General features: G+C 69.2%; 15 protein-coding genes and 1 pseudogene. 7 read left to right on the plus strand and 9 right to left on the minus strand.

What is annotated here, in order from left to right; translation table 11 throughout:
- Positions 1-90 precede the first annotated feature (90 nt).
- Entirely contained in the window at positions 91-2559 is a 2469-nt protein-coding gene (locus tag OH809_RS15675; RefSeq protein WP_406515257.1) for an amino acid adenylation domain-containing protein, read from the minus strand.
- Between the two features lie 148 nt (positions 2560-2707).
- Complete coding sequence (locus OH809_RS15680; protein ID WP_406421808.1) at positions 2708-2923, minus strand: MbtH family protein; 216 nt, start codon at positions 2921-2923, stop codon at positions 2708-2710.
- A gap of 578 nt (positions 2924-3501) precedes the next feature.
- Between OH809_RS15680 and OH809_RS15685 the strand changes: the two genes are divergently transcribed.
- Positions 3502-3870, plus strand: coding sequence for a hypothetical protein (locus OH809_RS15685; protein WP_406421807.1), 369 nt, complete (start codon positions 3502-3504; stop codon positions 3868-3870).
- Positions 3871-3897: 27 nt separating this feature from the next.
- Here the strand turns inward: OH809_RS15685 and OH809_RS15690 are convergent, their stop codons facing one another.
- Positions 3898-4098 carry a hypothetical protein gene (locus tag OH809_RS15690; RefSeq protein ID WP_406515258.1) on the minus strand — a complete coding sequence of 67 codons (201 nt, stop codon included), beginning with the start codon at positions 4096-4098 and terminating at the stop codon, positions 3898-3900.
- Positions 4099-4306: 208 nt separating this feature from the next.
- On the opposite strand from OH809_RS15690, the gene OH809_RS15695 reads away from it, so the two are divergent.
- Positions 4307-4888 (plus strand): Uma2 family endonuclease, encoded by a 582-nt coding sequence (locus OH809_RS15695; protein ID WP_406421806.1) that lies wholly within the window; start codon positions 4307-4309, stop codon positions 4886-4888.
- A 257-nt stretch (positions 4889-5145) separates the two neighbouring features.
- Here OH809_RS15695 and OH809_RS15700 read toward each other — a convergent pair whose 3' ends face one another.
- Together OH809_RS15700 and OH809_RS15705 are read right to left on the minus strand one after the other, a co-directional pair.
- Entirely contained in the window at positions 5146-5400 is a 255-nt protein-coding gene (locus OH809_RS15700; protein WP_406421805.1) for a Txe/YoeB family addiction module toxin, read from the minus strand.
- The gene (locus OH809_RS15705) at positions 5397-5678 is read right to left on the minus strand and encodes a type II toxin-antitoxin system Phd/YefM family antitoxin (protein WP_406421804.1); all 282 of its coding nucleotides are present in this window, start codon (positions 5676-5678) and stop codon (positions 5397-5399) included. The genes OH809_RS15700 and OH809_RS15705 overlap by 4 nt, the downstream gene beginning before the upstream one ends.
- Before the next feature lie 445 nt (positions 5679-6123).
- On the opposite strand from OH809_RS15705, the gene OH809_RS15710 reads away from it, so the two are divergent.
- The 3 genes and pseudogenes from OH809_RS15710 to OH809_RS15720 form a co-directional block, all read left to right on the plus strand.
- Positions 6124-6375, plus strand: a complete 252-nt coding sequence (locus OH809_RS15710) for a hypothetical protein (protein WP_073946283.1) — start codon at positions 6124-6126, stop codon at positions 6373-6375.
- On the plus strand, positions 6375-6767 hold the full coding sequence (locus OH809_RS15715; protein WP_406421803.1) for a DNA-binding protein: 393 nt from the start codon (positions 6375-6377) through the stop codon (positions 6765-6767). The genes OH809_RS15710 and OH809_RS15715 overlap by 1 nt, the downstream gene beginning before the upstream one ends.
- 82 nt (positions 6768-6849) lie before the next feature.
- Positions 6850-7054: pseudogene (locus tag OH809_RS15720) on the plus strand (transposase); the annotation flags it as partial.
- Positions 7055-7265: 211 nt separating this feature from the next.
- On the opposite strand, the gene OH809_RS15725 reads toward OH809_RS15720, so the two are convergent.
- Entirely contained in the window at positions 7266-8705 is a 1440-nt protein-coding gene (locus tag OH809_RS15725) for an ATP-binding protein (RefSeq protein ID WP_406421802.1), read from the minus strand.
- Positions 8706-9015: 310 nt separating this feature from the next.
- Positions 9016-10104: a redox-regulated ATPase YchF gene (ychF, locus tag OH809_RS15730; RefSeq protein WP_406421801.1), complete on the minus strand. Its 1089-nt coding sequence runs from the start codon at positions 10102-10104 to the stop codon at positions 9016-9018.
- A 195-nt stretch (positions 10105-10299) separates the two neighbouring features.
- Between ychF and OH809_RS15735 the strand changes: the two genes are divergently transcribed.
- A complete protein-coding gene (locus OH809_RS15735; RefSeq protein WP_406421800.1) occupies positions 10300-10890 on the plus strand; it encodes a DUF6542 domain-containing protein in 591 nt (196 codons plus the stop codon).
- 9 nt (positions 10891-10899) lie between these two features.
- Here OH809_RS15735 and ppgK read toward each other — a convergent pair whose 3' ends face one another.
- Positions 10900-11637 carry a polyphosphate--glucose phosphotransferase gene (gene ppgK / locus OH809_RS15740; protein WP_406421799.1) on the minus strand — a complete coding sequence of 246 codons (738 nt, stop codon included), beginning with the start codon at positions 11635-11637 and terminating at the stop codon, positions 10900-10902.
- Between the two features lie 76 nt (positions 11638-11713).
- Positions 11714-12739, minus strand: coding sequence for a 4-hydroxy-3-methylbut-2-enyl diphosphate reductase (locus tag OH809_RS15745; RefSeq protein WP_406421798.1), 1026 nt, complete (start codon positions 12737-12739; stop codon positions 11714-11716).
- Between the two features lie 124 nt (positions 12740-12863).
- On the opposite strand from OH809_RS15745, the gene OH809_RS15750 reads away from it, so the two are divergent.
- Positions 12864-14210, plus strand: a complete 1347-nt coding sequence (locus OH809_RS15750) for an APC family permease (RefSeq protein WP_406425168.1) — start codon at positions 12864-12866, stop codon at positions 14208-14210.
- The last annotated feature ends 126 nt before the right edge of the window (positions 14211-14336 follow it).

The raw sequence follows: 14336 nt of genomic DNA on the forward strand, positions 1-14336 counted from the left end.
AGTGAATGCCCCGACCCCCGTGGAGACATTGTGCGGACAAGCTTTCGATGTTTACAACAAGGTTCGACGGCATCTCACGCTATGTGCCGGTCACTTGGGCCCCTCCTGCGCGTCTTCGAGACGTCGCCACCCTCCGTCACCCTCCGGCACGGCGACGGAGGCGTCCGGCAGTGCCTCGCGGTCCACCCGCCCGTCGGCGTCCAGCGGCACCTCGTCCAGCAGGGTGAAACTGCCGGGCACCAGGTATCCGGGCAGCCGCCGCCCGCAGTGCGCCGCCAGCGCCGCGGAGTCCAGGTCTTCCGCACCGGGGCGCGGCACCACATAGGCGGCCAGGCGGACGTCGCCCGGCGCGGGCTCGCAGCCGACGACGACGGCCTCACTGACGCAGGGGTGGTCGTGGAGGGCCTCTTCGGACTCCGCCGGATCGACCCGGTGGCCGCTGATCCTCACCTGGCGGTCGGTGCGGCCGAGGAGCTCCGCCACCCCCGCTTCCGTCCAGCGCGCCAGGTCTCCGGTGCGGTACATCCGCGTCCCCGGCGGACCGTACGGATCGGGCACGAACCGCTGCGCGGTCAGCGCGCCGCGGCCCGGATACCCGCGAGCCACCCCGGCCCCGGCCACGTACAGCTCGCCCACCGTGCCGACCGGGACCGGCCGGTACTCGCCGTCCAGCACCCGTATCACCGCCCCCGGCAGCTGAGTTCCGGCCGACACCGCGCCCGCGCCCGCGCCCGGATCAGCCGGTACGGGATGGACGCACGGGCCCGCCGACCCCTCGGCCGTCCCGTACTCATGGACCAGCCGGCCGGGACCGAGGACCCCGCCGAGACGCGCTGCCCCGGGCCCCCGCAGCGCCTCGCCCTCGACCACGACGACCCCGGCCAGCTCGGCGATCCCGGCATCGCCCAACTGTCGTGCCAGGAGCCCCAGTTGGCCCGACGTCAACTTCAGGAAGCTGAACGGCCCGGCTGCCGCCAGCCGCTCCCCCAACTCCGCCAGGTCCAGGTCCTGCGGCAGCATCAGCACCCGCTGTCCGGCCAGCAGCGGCGCCCACATGCCCGTCACCGCCAGGTCGCAGGCGATCGACGAGAACACCGCCCCGCCGCCGCGGCCCGCACCGGCCAGGTTCCGCGCCGCCCACGCCGCGTGGTTCGCCAGCCCCCGGTGTGTGACCGCCACACCGTGCGGGCGCCCCGCCGCACCCGGCGTGTGGATCACGTACGCCGCCTCGTCCGGATCCTGCGCCACCCCGAGCGCCGCGCCCGAACCCCGTGCGAGCGCGCTCGCGACCTCCGGATCGTCCACGCACAAAACACGCCTGTCGAACCCGTCGGGCACGTACGCCGCCTCGGTGACCAGCACCTGCACACCCGCGTCGGCGAGCAGCCAGGCCGTCCGGGCCGCCGGGAAGGCCGGATCCAGCGGCACGAACGCCGCGCCCGCCTTCCACACCCCCAGCATCACCGCGTGCAGATCGGGCCCGCGCCGCACCAGCACCCCCACCACCGAGCCGTGCCCCACGCCCACCGACCGCAGACACCGCGCCCAGCGGTTCGACGCCTCCCCCAGCCCGCCGAAGGTCAGGGCGAACCCGTCCCCCTCCACGGCGACCGCGGCCGGCGCCGCCGCGGCCCGCCCCGCGAAGGCGACCGGCACCGGAACCTCCGACACGGCGGCGCTCTCGACGGGTCCCTCGACGGAGCTGTGGACCTGCCATGCCCCGCCCTCGCAGGAGACCACCGCACGCAGCGCGGTGCACTGCGACCGGCCGGCCTGCCCCGCCAACGTCCGCAGGAGCGACGGCCCGGCCCGGACGACGCTGACCCGGTGCTCGCCCATGACCCGTACCAGGTCCGCCGGGTCGCGGTCGGCGTCCGGGGCCAGCACCGTGGCCCCCCCTGCGCAGAGCGGTGCGAAGATCTCCCACACATGGGCGTCGGAGAGCAGGTCCGCGTGGTGCAGCACCCGGTCCCGGGCGGTCAGCCCGAGCCGGGCGACCGCCGCCGTGACCCTGTCCGCGAAGTCCTCGTGCGTCACGACCACGCCGTCTTCGGGCGCGTCGGCGGAGCCGGAGCCGGAGGCGGGCAGTATGCAGGCCGCGGCACCGGGCTCGGGAGCCTTTCCAAAGGCGGCCCAAGTACCCTCGGTCTCCGCCGGGACGACGGGAGTGGCCCCCGTCGCGGCCACGGTGTCCCTGGCCGCCGGGTCGCACAGGACCAGCCCGGTCCCGGAGTCCGCCACGAGGGCGTCGAGCCGCGGCTGCGGGAGGCTCACGTCCAGGGCGAGGTAGGGGGCGCCGGCCCGCCAGACGGCGAGCAGTGCGACCACCAGGTCGGGGCTGCGGCCGAGCAGCACGCCGACCGGGGCCTTCGGTCCCGCGCCCAGGGTCCGCAGCCCTCGGGCGAGCCGGGCGGAGCGGCGGTCGAGGTCCACGTAGGACATCCGCAGGCCGCCCGCCACCACGGCGGTGGCCTCGGGAGTGCGCTTCACCTCGCGTCCGACGAGCCCGGGGACGGTCCGGGCCGGGTCCGGGCCGACCGTCGGCGGTGCGGGGGTCATGGGTCTGCGCTCCTTGTCCTGGTCGGTCGCGGATGTCGATCGCAAATGACTGCGGGGCGGGGTGGCTCAGAGGCTTTCGGGCTACCTTCGATCGGGAAGCGGGCGTACCAGGGCGCGACCGCCCGATCAGAGGTAGCCCGACAGCCTCTCAGTCGTCCTGTCCGGCCATGCGGCGGCGCAGGCTGGCCGGACGCAGGTCGGTCCACACCTCCTGGATGCGGGCGAGGCACTGCTCCCGCGACCCGGCGGTGCCCTCGGCACGCCAGCCGGCGGGCAGCTCGCGGTCGTTCCGCCAGATCGAGTACTGCTCCTCGTCGTTGAGCACGACGCGCCAGGTAGCGGCGGCGGTCTGCGGTTCGGACACGGTCACTCCTGTCGGGGCCACGGGCGTTCCACTGAGCCGGACCAGCCTGCCGAGGCGTGCCATACGCGAGCTATACGGCGGCTTGTGACTCCTCCACCCCTGAAGGGGGTGGCTTCTCCTCGCGGGCTCCGTCTTCCGTAACCGCTCCGACGTCCCCGTGCGCTCCCTGGAGGACTTCACGGCGGACGCCGCGCTTCGCCTCGCGGACATGCGGGATTCCCTGCGCTCCCGCGAGCACGTGCTTGCGCTGTCCCTCTTCCCGCAGCCCGGCGGCATGGTGCCGTGGGGCCGCACGGCCCGTGACGGCGTGCTGCTGTGGGACACCACCGGCACCGGCACTGCGAATTGGACGACCGTCCTCACGGACAACGATTTCCAGCTGTGGCTGGAACTTCCCTTTTCCGCGTCGGAGTTCGTCGCGCGGGCTCTTGTGGGACGCCCCGAGGGGATTCCCGCATTCGAGACGTACGAGGAATATGAGTCGGGCTCGTTCTGGAATGTCGCGGACGACATGCGGGCCACTGCCACGGTGCTGGCGAACCGGGACATCGGGGCGGTGGAGGGAAATCGTCACCAAGGTGCGGAGTCTCGGTGTGCCGGTCGTCCGGCAGTACGCCGAAGAGCTACTGGACCGGGCCGTGAACGAGTCGTCCATTCCGCTCCCGGAGGACTACCTGGCGATCATGCGGGAGTTCCCCGGCGGGGTCGTCGCGGGCGTGCGGGTGTTCCCCGTCGCACGCGCCGCCTGGCTGACCGAGGACCGGCTGTTCCTGCAGTGGGGAGAGGTCGAGGGTCGGGCGATTGGCTCGCTCGCCCTCAAGGACGATCCCCAGGACTGGCGCGTCGCCTGTATCGAGCCGGACGGCACCGCGCTCACGCACCTGGAGGACCAGACCTTCGCCACGTTCCTGCGCCGCCGGCTCAAGGGCAACAACTCACTGTTCTGAGCTCAGGTCCGTAGCGCCGAAACACCTCTACCCGACGGCTTGAGCCGTCGGGTAGAGGTGTTTTTCGTCGGGGTGAGCGTCCGGCCCGGGGCTCGCCATCCTGTTCAAGAACGGCGTAGAACTCGCCCCCGAGTCGATCTTCGGGTTCTCCCAGATCACCATCGCCCAGACCGCGAAGGCGCTCGCGGTCCGTGGCGTAACCGTGGAGGTGGTTGGCATCTCCAGCATCACCACGAGCAGGATCCCGATGGCCGCCTGACTGCCACGGGTCCGGTTCTGGGCTCAGCTCCGACGGATCCCGTCCTTCTTCTCCGCGCGGCCGTGCGCGGCGCGAAGGCTGCGGCACGGCGAAGCGGGCTGTCCACGGTCCATCCGCCGAGTATGGATCAACGGCACGACGCCCCCTCGTGAGGGCTGCAATCGTTAGGGTTGGCTCATGACCGCACTGCCCGACTGGATGCGCCCGCCACGCGCGGAAGGCTGGTTCGCGGAGGACCTCGACCGCCTCCCGGAAGCGCCGCGCCACACCGAGCTGATCGACGGAGCCCTCGTATTCATGATGTCGCCCCAGCGCTGGTGGCACGGAGAGATCGTCACCGACCTCACGTTGGCCCTCAGGGCACAGGCCCCAGCGGGTTTCAAGGTCGGCCGGGAGATGACCATCCGCCTCGATGCCCGAAACCGCCCGGAGCCGGACCTCGTGGTGACCACGGCCCCGTACGACCCCGACTGCACCTGGTTCGCTCCCGAAGACGTCCAGCTTGTCATCGAGGTCGTCTCGCCGGAGTCCGCCCACCGCGACCGGACCGTCAAGCTACGCAAATATGCCGAGGCCGGCATCCGGCACTACTGGTGTATCGAGGACGAGGACACCGTCCCCGCCGTGCACGTCTACGAGCTCGACGAGCCGACCGGCTCGTACGCACCGGCAGGGATCTTCCGCCATGCGCTCCAACGGTCGCTGCCGTTCGAGATCAGCCTTGATCTCGACAAGCTGGCGCCGGGCCAGTCGGGCTGACACCACGATTCCAAGTCAGCACCAAGTCAGCACGGGAATACGGAAGGGGTCGGGCTCGCCAGAGTTCGACTCCTTCCGACCTGCGCGCTTGACGAATTACCTAGCGCGCGGTAATGACACGGTTACACGTTGAACCGGAACGTCTGCGACATGACTCCCACCTGCGAAGATGTTGATTTTCCGGAGGTCATCCCAGCACGATCTCAGCACGGAAGAGCCCTCTCAGCACGCCCTCCCACCGGGAACCGCCTCCAGGGTCAGTAGTGGTAGCGAGCCGCGAGGATGACGATCTCCTTGTCCGCAACCAGGTAGACGAGCCGGTGCTCGTCGTCGATGCGCCGCGACCACGCCCCGGGCAAGTGATACTTCAGCGGCTCGGGCTTGCCGATCCCCGTGAAGGGGTCACGCCTGACGTCCTCGATGAGCTTATTGATCCGAGCGAGCATCTTGCGGTCGTTCTTGAGCCAGGACGTGTAGTCCTCCCAGCCCTGATCCTCGAAGACAAGCCTCACTCGGCACCCACAGCCGGGCCCGCCGCATCCGGATCGATCAGCTCGCGCTCCGACACATCGATGTGAGCCAGCGCATTCTCGTACGCCTTGAGCAGCCGCCGCGCATTCGCCGGAGAACGCAGCAGGTACGAGCCCTCACGCAGCGCCGCGTAGTCCTCGGCCGAGACGAGCACGGCGTTGCCATGCTTGGAGACGATCTCGATGGCCTCGTGATCGTCGTTGACCTTCTTGATCAGCGGAAAGAGAGCCTTACGGGCTTCGCTCGCAGTTATGGACATGGGCCGACTCCCTACATCGAGCAGTACCGAATAACGTACCACTCGCCGACACCTCAAACGGAACCAAATAGGTGACGGTCTCTCAGAAAACCCAGCACTATCCCAGCACGGGAAACAGCAAAGGGTCGGCTCCCGGAAGAGCCGACCCCGCCTGACCTGCATGTTTGCCAGGCCGCCAACGTGGTGTTATTTCACCCGCTCAGACGTTGAAGCGGAATGCCTGCGGGCTGATCCTGACCTGCGACGGAGCCCCGCCCAGGCCGCCGACCTGGGATTTCACCGTCTGGCCGCGTTGGCCCCCGACGAGCGTTTACGACCGTCCTGCGGACTGCCTGCGGACCGGGCAGCCTCCCGCAAGGCGGAGGGTGGAGCGCCGAGCCGCCTCCCCCGCGCTGCCATGATTATTCGCACCCACAGAGTTACGACCGTCGGTAGGATCGACACCATGAGCAGTAGTAGAAAGTACTCCATCAGCCTGCCCGAGGACCTTGCCGAGGCCGTACGCGCCCACGTCGGGCCCGGTGGCTTCTCCGCCTACGTCGCCGAAGCCCTGGAGCAGCGGGTCGCCATGGACAAGCTTCGGGAGATCGTCGCCGACTTCGAGACCGACAATGACGAGCTCACCCGCGAGGAGGTCGAGGCCGCCCGCGCGCTGCTGCGCCATGACCACCGACAGGTCGGCGGTGCCGCCGCCTGATGCCCGGCACCCTGCTGCTCGACAGCGAAGGACTCTCCAAGCTCTACCGCAAGGACCGCACCGTCGTCGCGCTGGTCCAGGCGGCTTCAGAGGAAGGCATCCGCGTGGCCACCAGTGCCATGACCACTCTTGAGGCCGATTACGAGCGGATCCACCCGGCCCGCATCAAGTGGGTCCTCTCCCGCGTCGACGTTCACGACGTCACCAGAGAGGTCACCGACGAAGCCGCCGCCCTCCTTCGCGCCCATCATCTCCACGGCCACAAGTACGCCATCGACGCCGCCTTCGCCGTCATCGCCCGCAACGCGCCCCAGCCGGTCACCGTCCTCACTTCCGACCCCGAGGACCTGACGCTCCTGTGCGGCCCATCCGTAGAGGTTGTCAAGGTCTGAAGCGCCGGCCACAGCCACGCCAGTCGCCCCTCTGGCCTACGTCGGTGCGGTCGCCGCACTGATCGTCGGAAGGCGCCTCTCCCCGGTCAAGACGCTGGTCGACCTGTCCCTGGCGCCCGAGCACCGGCGCGGGCACGGTGCCCTGTACGGCGCCTTGAACCACGGGCGGCTGGATGTGTCACGGCTGCGCAGAACGCTGGCCGGCCTGCCGTTGCCGCGCGCGGCCGACGGACGGATCATGCTGGCCGCGGATGTCAGCAACTGGTTGCGTCCGGTTGACTGTAGCCCTTACGGTGGCTCACCACCGTCCCACAGCTTGAGCCGCAATAGGACGGGGGAGCGCGCGCACAGGGGCGCAGGGCGCGCGGAGGGCGCGTGCCGGTGCCGATGGTCCTTGAGGTGCGGGTGTTGATGCAGTGGGACCGATCCGGCCGAGGCGGACCTCGCCACAGTGCTCATCTCGCACGGCACGAGAAGGCGCACATCGCAGCTCCGCGGCTATCGGGGCTGCCACGCCCGTACAAGATCCTCCGGCCCCCAGTGCGCGGTGAGCGGCAGATCATCGGCCACCCCACAGCGGGAGACCGCGACCAGTGGAGTATCCGGAGCGGCGCCGGGGACGGCGAGCATGTCACGCACCAAGGCGTCGTACTCATGACGGCCGAAGGGCTGGGTCTCCAGCCACTTGACCGACCCAACGAAGTGCACCTGCCGGGCCACCGGTTCGCGGTCTGCACCGATGAGATCGATCTCGGGGTTGTTTTGACGGTTCCACCAACCGCCGACGGCCTCGGTCTCGGGCCACTCGTCATTGGGCGTCAGCCGTAGCAAGGACTCGCGGATCAGCGGCTCGACCGCTCGCCCACGCCAAGTGGTCCACGATCGCTCGATGCGTTCCAGTGCCAAGTCACCGCGCCCACGCTCGATGAGTGGGATCGCGCGCGCCAGGAAGGCCAGCCAGAACCGTAGATACGAGTCGGCGATCCGATAGCGCTTGTTCTTGCTATCCGGCTTGATGGACAGGGGGAGATCAGCCGCAAGGACTCGCTTGACCTGCAGCATGGCCAGCAGAGGGGAGAGCGTGCCGGACGGCAGCGCGCTGGCGCCGCCGGCCTGGGCTGCGATCGCGCTGAAGGTGCGCTCACCGCTGCCAACCGCTTCTAGTACTGCCCGCGAGTGCGAAGCCTCGGGGAATTCACCCAGCAGTGACAGCTCGCCAGCCACCAGCAGGGGCGAGAGAGGGTTGGCGACCGAAGCCTGCAAAAAGGCCGTACGCCCCATTCCCGGCCGCCACGACTGCACGATCTCGGGGAATCCGCCAGTGATCAACTGGGCATCGACGGCCCCTGCGGCATCGAGCTCGGTCATGGCTTGCACATCGGACAGGTTCAGGGGGTGAACGGTCATTTTCGCTGCCCGCCCGAAGAACGGGCGTCCGTACGACTGCAGTGCCTCCATCACCGATGTGTCGCTGCCAACCAGCAGCAGAAGCACAGGCTTGGAAGACAGGTGACGGTCCCAGACAGTTTGGAGTGCGCCCTCGAATTCCTGATCCTGTTCGACCAACCAGGGCACCTCGTCGATCACCGCGATGCTTGGTGTGTCATCGGGTACCGCGAGCGCCAGCGAGCGCAGGGCCTGGTTCCAGTCCTGCGCCTGGAGGCCGGCGACCAGCTCCGCCCCAGGCAGTAGCGACTGCGCGAGCGTCGCGGCAAAGTCGGCGCGCTCCGTCACGGGGTTACGCCCTCGGGTGGCCTGGAACACCACGTACGGTGCTTTCGCGCGGTCGCAGAACTCCTGGACCAGTCGCGACTTCCCTACCCGGCGCCGACCCGTCATGATCACAGCGCGCCCTCGAGTGGCTCCAGCACCCTCTGCCACTGTCTTGTACTGCTCGGCCAGCAGTTCAAGATCTCCGACCCGACCTTGGAACTCCACGACACACCCCAGGCGCTTAACGTAGACAGATTATTACGTAGATTGAATCTTACTTCACCCAAAGCGGCCTCGTGGATCGAATGCATAGACAGGTCGACGAGACTGGTCGGAGTCACCGCCCGTCTGGCGCACAAGCCCTACCTGAGACCCAGCACGGTAGAGGTGAGCAGGAGTGGTGAAGGGTGACGAGGGATCAGATTTCCCAGCACCATCCCAGCACGGGAAACAGCAAGGGGCCGACTCGCGGAAGAGCCGACCCCATCTGACCTGCACATTTGCCAGACCACCAACGTGGTGTTATTTCATCCGCTCACACGTTGAAGCGGAACTCCACCACGTCGCCGTCCTGCATCACGTACTCCTTGCCCTCCATGCGGGCCTTGCCCTTCGCGCGGGCCTCGGCGACCGAGCCCGTCTCGACCAGGTCCTCGAAGGAGATGATCTCCGCCTTGATGAAGCCCTTCTGGAAGTCGGTGTGGATGACACCGGCCGCCTCGGGGGCCGTGGCACCCTTCTTGATCGTCCAGGCGCGGGCTTCCTTGGGACCTGCCGTGAGGTAGGTCTGGAGGCCCAGGGTGTCGAAGCCGACGCGGCCGAGGGTGGCCAGGCCGGGCTCGTCCTGGCCCATGGACTGGAGGAGTTCGAGGGCCTCGTCGTCGTCGAGTTCGATGAGCTCGGACTCGATCTTGGCGTTGAGGAAGATCGCCTCGGCGGGGGCGACCAGGGCGCGCTGTTCGTTCTTGAAGTCCTCGTCGACCAGCTCGTCCTCGTCGACGTTGAAGACGTAGAGGAAGGGCTTGGTGGTGAGGAGGTGCAGCTCGTGGAGGAGCTTGCCCTTCTCGGTGCCTGCCGTGATGCCCGCGTGGAAGAGGGTCTGGCCGGACTCCAGGATCTTCTGGGCCTCCTCGACCGCGGCGAGGACCGCGACCTTCTCCTTCTGGAGGCGGGACTCCTTGGTGAGGCGCGGGACGGCCTTCTCGACGGACTGGAGGTCGGCGAGGATCAGCTCGGTGTGGATTGTCTCGATGTCGTCCTTGGGCGAGACCTTGCCGTCGACGTGGACGACGTTCTCGTCCTTGAAGGCACGGATGACCTGGCAGATCGCGTCGGACTCGCGGATGTTCGCGAGGAACTTGTTGCCGAGGCCCTCGCCCTCGCTCGCGCCGCGCACGATGCCGGCGATGTCCACGAAGTCGACGGTGGCGGGGAGCAGCTTCTGGGAGTTGAAGATCTCCGCGAGCTTGTTCAGACGCGCGTCGGGGACACCGACCACGCCGACGTTCGGCTCGATCGTGGCGAACGGGTAGTTGGCCGCCAGCACGTCGTTCTTGGTCAGGGCGTTGAACAGGGTCGACTTGCCGACATTCGGCAGACCGACGATTCCGATCGTGAGCGACACGTTGGCGACTTCCTGCAGTAAGGATGGATGGGCCGATTCTCCAGTTTACGGGCGAGGGCAAGCGGGTAATCACAGATCTGGCCCGGGGGCGATCCGGTTCCCGTTCGGCCATGTGGCATCGAACTCATCGCCAAGGTCACCCAAAGGGCGTGTCCAACGCGTCTGTCCTGCCGCCTCGCGACCTACGTTGTCCCGGTGGAGCAGCCCAGAACACGTCCCCCTCGGCACCGGCAGTCGTCGCAGCAGCCCCCGCTGTCCCCGCAGGGCACCCTCGACGAGGCCGGCACCGCCTATCGGACTGTGGGCTCGCCCGGCCCGCGGGCACGCCCGGTGCCGCCCGCCGTGCTCGCGCTGCGCCGGCTGCCCAGCCCTCGGCTCACCGGCATCGGTGCCGGATTGTTCGCCGCCGCCGTCATGTTCTCGCTGGCGTGCCTCGACTGGCTGCTGTTCGACGGTTCGTCGGTGGTGTACGGGGTGCTGTTCCTGCCGGTCAGCGCGCTGACCGCACTGTGGGTGCGGCCGGCGGATCTGGTGACCGCACCGATCAGCGTGCCGATCGCGTTCGCCGTCGGTGTGATTCCGATCTCCGGCGGCACGGGCGGCTTCGGCGGGCAGACGATGGCGGTCGTCACCGCGCTCGCCGTCCATGCCGGCTGGCTGTACGGCGGCACGCTCGTCGCAGGGCTCATCGCCACCGTGCGCAAGGTCCGGCTGATGCGGCAGCGCCGGCGGCGGATGCTGCTGGCCGCGCGGGCGGCGCGGTCCACCCGGCGTCCGAAGGGTTAGCTCCCCCGGTCAGCTGTGTGCCGCGGCCATGGCCGCGCCGACGATACCCGCGTTGTTCTGCAGCTCCGCGGGGATCATCTCGGCCCGCACGTGGTCGATCAGCGGCAGGAACCTGTCCGCCCTGCGGCTGACTCCGCCGCCGATGATGAAGAGCTCGGGCGAGAACAGCATCTCCACATGGGTCAGGTACCTCTGCACCCGGTGCGCCCAGTGGTGCCAGCTCAGCTCCTCGTCCTCCTTGGCCTTCGTGGAGGCGTGCTTCTCGGCGTCGTGTCCGTTCAGCTCCAGATGGCCGAGCTCGGTGTTGGGCACGAGCTGCCCGTCGATGAAGACAGCGCTGCCGATCCCCGTACCGAACGTCAGCATGATCACGGTCCCCTTGCGGCCGCGCCCGGCGCCGAACGCCATCTCGGCGATTCCTGCCGCGTCGGCGTCGTTGAGGACGGTCACCGGAAGGCTCAGCTTGTTGCTGAGGAGGGTGCGGGCGTCGGTGTCGATCCAGCCCTGGTCGACATTGGCCGCTGTGCGGGTGACACCGCTGGTGACTACGCCCGGGAAGGTGATGCCGACCGGTCCCGACCAGCCGAAGTGGCCGACCACCTCGGCCACGCGGTCGGCCACGTCCTTGGGCGTGGCCGGCTGCGGTGTCAGTACTTTGTGGCGCTCCTGCGCCAGGTCTCCGCGGTCCAGGTCCACGGGAGCGCCCTTGATCCCGGATCCGCCGATGTCCACGCCGAAGATCTGCATGCGACCCACGGTACGGGCCCGCGCCGCACCGCGCCCCACTTCCCGGGGCACGGGCCCGCACCCGCGGGGGAGGCCGTTACTTCGCGGAGAGTGCTTCAGCCTCTGCGCGCAGGTCCCTGCGGAGCTCCTTGGGCAGCGAGAAGGTGATCGACTCGTCGGCCGTCTTCACCGTCTCCACGTCTGCGTAGCCACGCTCGGCCAGCCACTCCAGTACGCCGTCGACCAGCACGTCGGGGACGGAGGCGCCGGAGGTGAGGCCGACCGTGGTGACGCCCTCCAGCCAGGCCTCGTCGATCTCGTGCGCGAAGTCCACCAGATGGGCGGCGGGGGCGCCCGCGTCGAGGGCGACCTCGACCATGCGGATCGAGTTCGAGGAGTTCTTGGAGCCGACGACGATGACCAGCTCGGCGTCCTCGGCCAGCTTCTTCACCGCGATCTGGCGGTTCTGCGTGGCGTAGCAGATGTCGTCGCTCGGCGGCGAGAGGAGCTGGGGGAACTTCTCCTTCAGCGCGTCCACCGTTTCCATCGTCTCGTCGACCGAGAGCGTGGTCTGGGAGAGCCAGACGACCTTCGACTCGTCGCGCACGGAGACGTTGGCGACGTCCTCGGGGCCGTCGACCAGGGTGATGTGGTCGGGCGCCTCGCCGCTCGTGCCGATGACTTCCTCGTGGCCCTCGTGGCCGATCAGGAGGATGTCGTAGTCCTCCTTGGCGAACCGGACCGCTTCCTTGTGGACCTTGGTGACCAGCGGGCACGTCGCGTCGATCGTGGCGAGCTTGCGTTCGGCGGCCTCGGCGTGGACGGTCGGTGCGACGCCGTGCGCGGAGAACATCACGATGGAGCCCTCGGGGACCTCCGCGGTGACGTCGACGAAGATCGCGCCCTTCTTCTCCAGCGTCTGCACGACGTACTTGTTGTGCACGATCTCGTGGCGGACGTAGATCGGGGCCCCGTACTGCTCCAGGGCCTTCTCGACGGCGATCACGGCACGGTCCACGCCCGCGCAGTAGCCACGGGGCGCGGCGAGCAGGACGCGGCGCGTGGCGCCCGCACTCGGGTCGGTGACGGGTGACGGGCTGGGCGTAGCAGTCATGCGTCCCATCGTAAGGCCGTGCCGAACAGGCGCGGGATCAGCCGGGTCGGGAGACTTGCCCATACGCGACGTACGCCACGTACGCCCCGTACGCCCCGTACGCGACCGTGTCCGCGCGATCTACGGAGGGCTCATGGCCGGCAGCAGTACGGACAGGGCGGGACTGCACCGGACGCTCGGGTTCCGGGATCTGGTGGTGTACGGGCTGCTGTTCATCGCGCCCATGGCGCCCGTCGGGATCTTCGGCACGCTCGACGCGAAATCGGACGGTGCGGTCGCGCTCGTGTACGTCGTGGCGACTGTCGTCATGGCGTTCACCGCCTTCAGCTACGCCCAGATGGTGCGGGTCGTACCGCTGGCCGGCTCGGTCTTCGCGTACGCGCGCAAGGGGCTCGGGGAAGGGCCCGGGTTCATCGCCGGGTGGATGGCGATGCTGGACTATCTGCTGATCCCTGCGGTCGCCTATCTCTTCTCCGGGATCGCGATGAACTCGCTGGTGCCGTCGGTGTCGCGGTGGGTCTGGACGGCGCTCGCGGTGGTCGTCACCACGCTGCTCAACCTGTGGGGGGTGCGGGCTGCCGCCCGGGTCGGCTTCGCGGTGCTCGCGATGGAGATCGCGGTGCTGGCGGTGTTCCTGGTGTCGGCGGTGGTCGTTCTCGTGCGGGACGGGGCGCAACGCGGCTGGTGGACGCCGCTCACCGGGGACTCCGGCTTCTCGACGACGGCGGTGCTTGGCGCGGTATCGGTGGCCGTGCTCTCGTACCTGGGCTTCGACGCCATCGCCTCGTTCGCGGAGGAGGTCACCGGCGGCTCGGAGAAGGTGGCGCGGGCGGTGCTGTTCTGTCTGGTGCTCGCGGGGGCGCTGTTCGTGGCGCAGGGCTATCTGGCGGCCCTGCTGGAACCGATGACGTCGGCGGAGCTGGCCGCCGCTCCGGCCAGGCAGGGGTCCGCCTTCTACGACACGGTGGACTTCGCCGTCGGCACCTGGCTGCACGACCTGGTGGCGGTCAGCAAGGCGATCGGGGCGGCGTTCGCGGCGCTGGCCGGGCAGGCGGCGGCGGGGCGGCTGCTGTTCGCGATGGCCAGGGAGCGGCGGCTGCCCTCGCTGCTGGCCCGGGTCGACCCGCGGTCCGGGGTGCCGCGGACCGCGATCCTGATCGCCGCGGGCGTGACGCTGGTGGCGGCGGTGTGGGCGGCCCGGCGCGCCGATGGCCTCGACCGTCTGGTCTCGGTGGTCGACATCGGGGCGCTGACGGCGTTCGTACTGCTGCACGCGTCGGTGATCGGCTGGTTCGCCGTACGCCGGATGAACGGGCCGCCCAGCTGGTGGCGGCACGTGCTGGTGCCAGTGGTGGGTGCGGGCGTGCTGGTCGTGGTGATCGCGACGGCGACGGCGAGCGCGCAGGTGGTGGGGGTCTTCTGGCTGGCGGTGGGGATGGTGGTACTGGCGTTGCAGTGCGGGCGGCGCCCGGCTGTATAGGCGCCCGGCTGTATAACGGCCTCCCCCCACGACAGGGAGTGGATCGGCGAGCGGCGTCGTGCGGCTTCGATGGCAAGGCAGGACGGAGTCGACGCGGAGCGTGGGCGACCGACGACGACGCCGCAA

This window comes from Streptomyces sp. NBC_00873 (genome assembly GCF_045207415.1).
GTDB lineage: Bacteria > Actinomycetota > Actinomycetes > Streptomycetales > Streptomycetaceae > Streptomyces.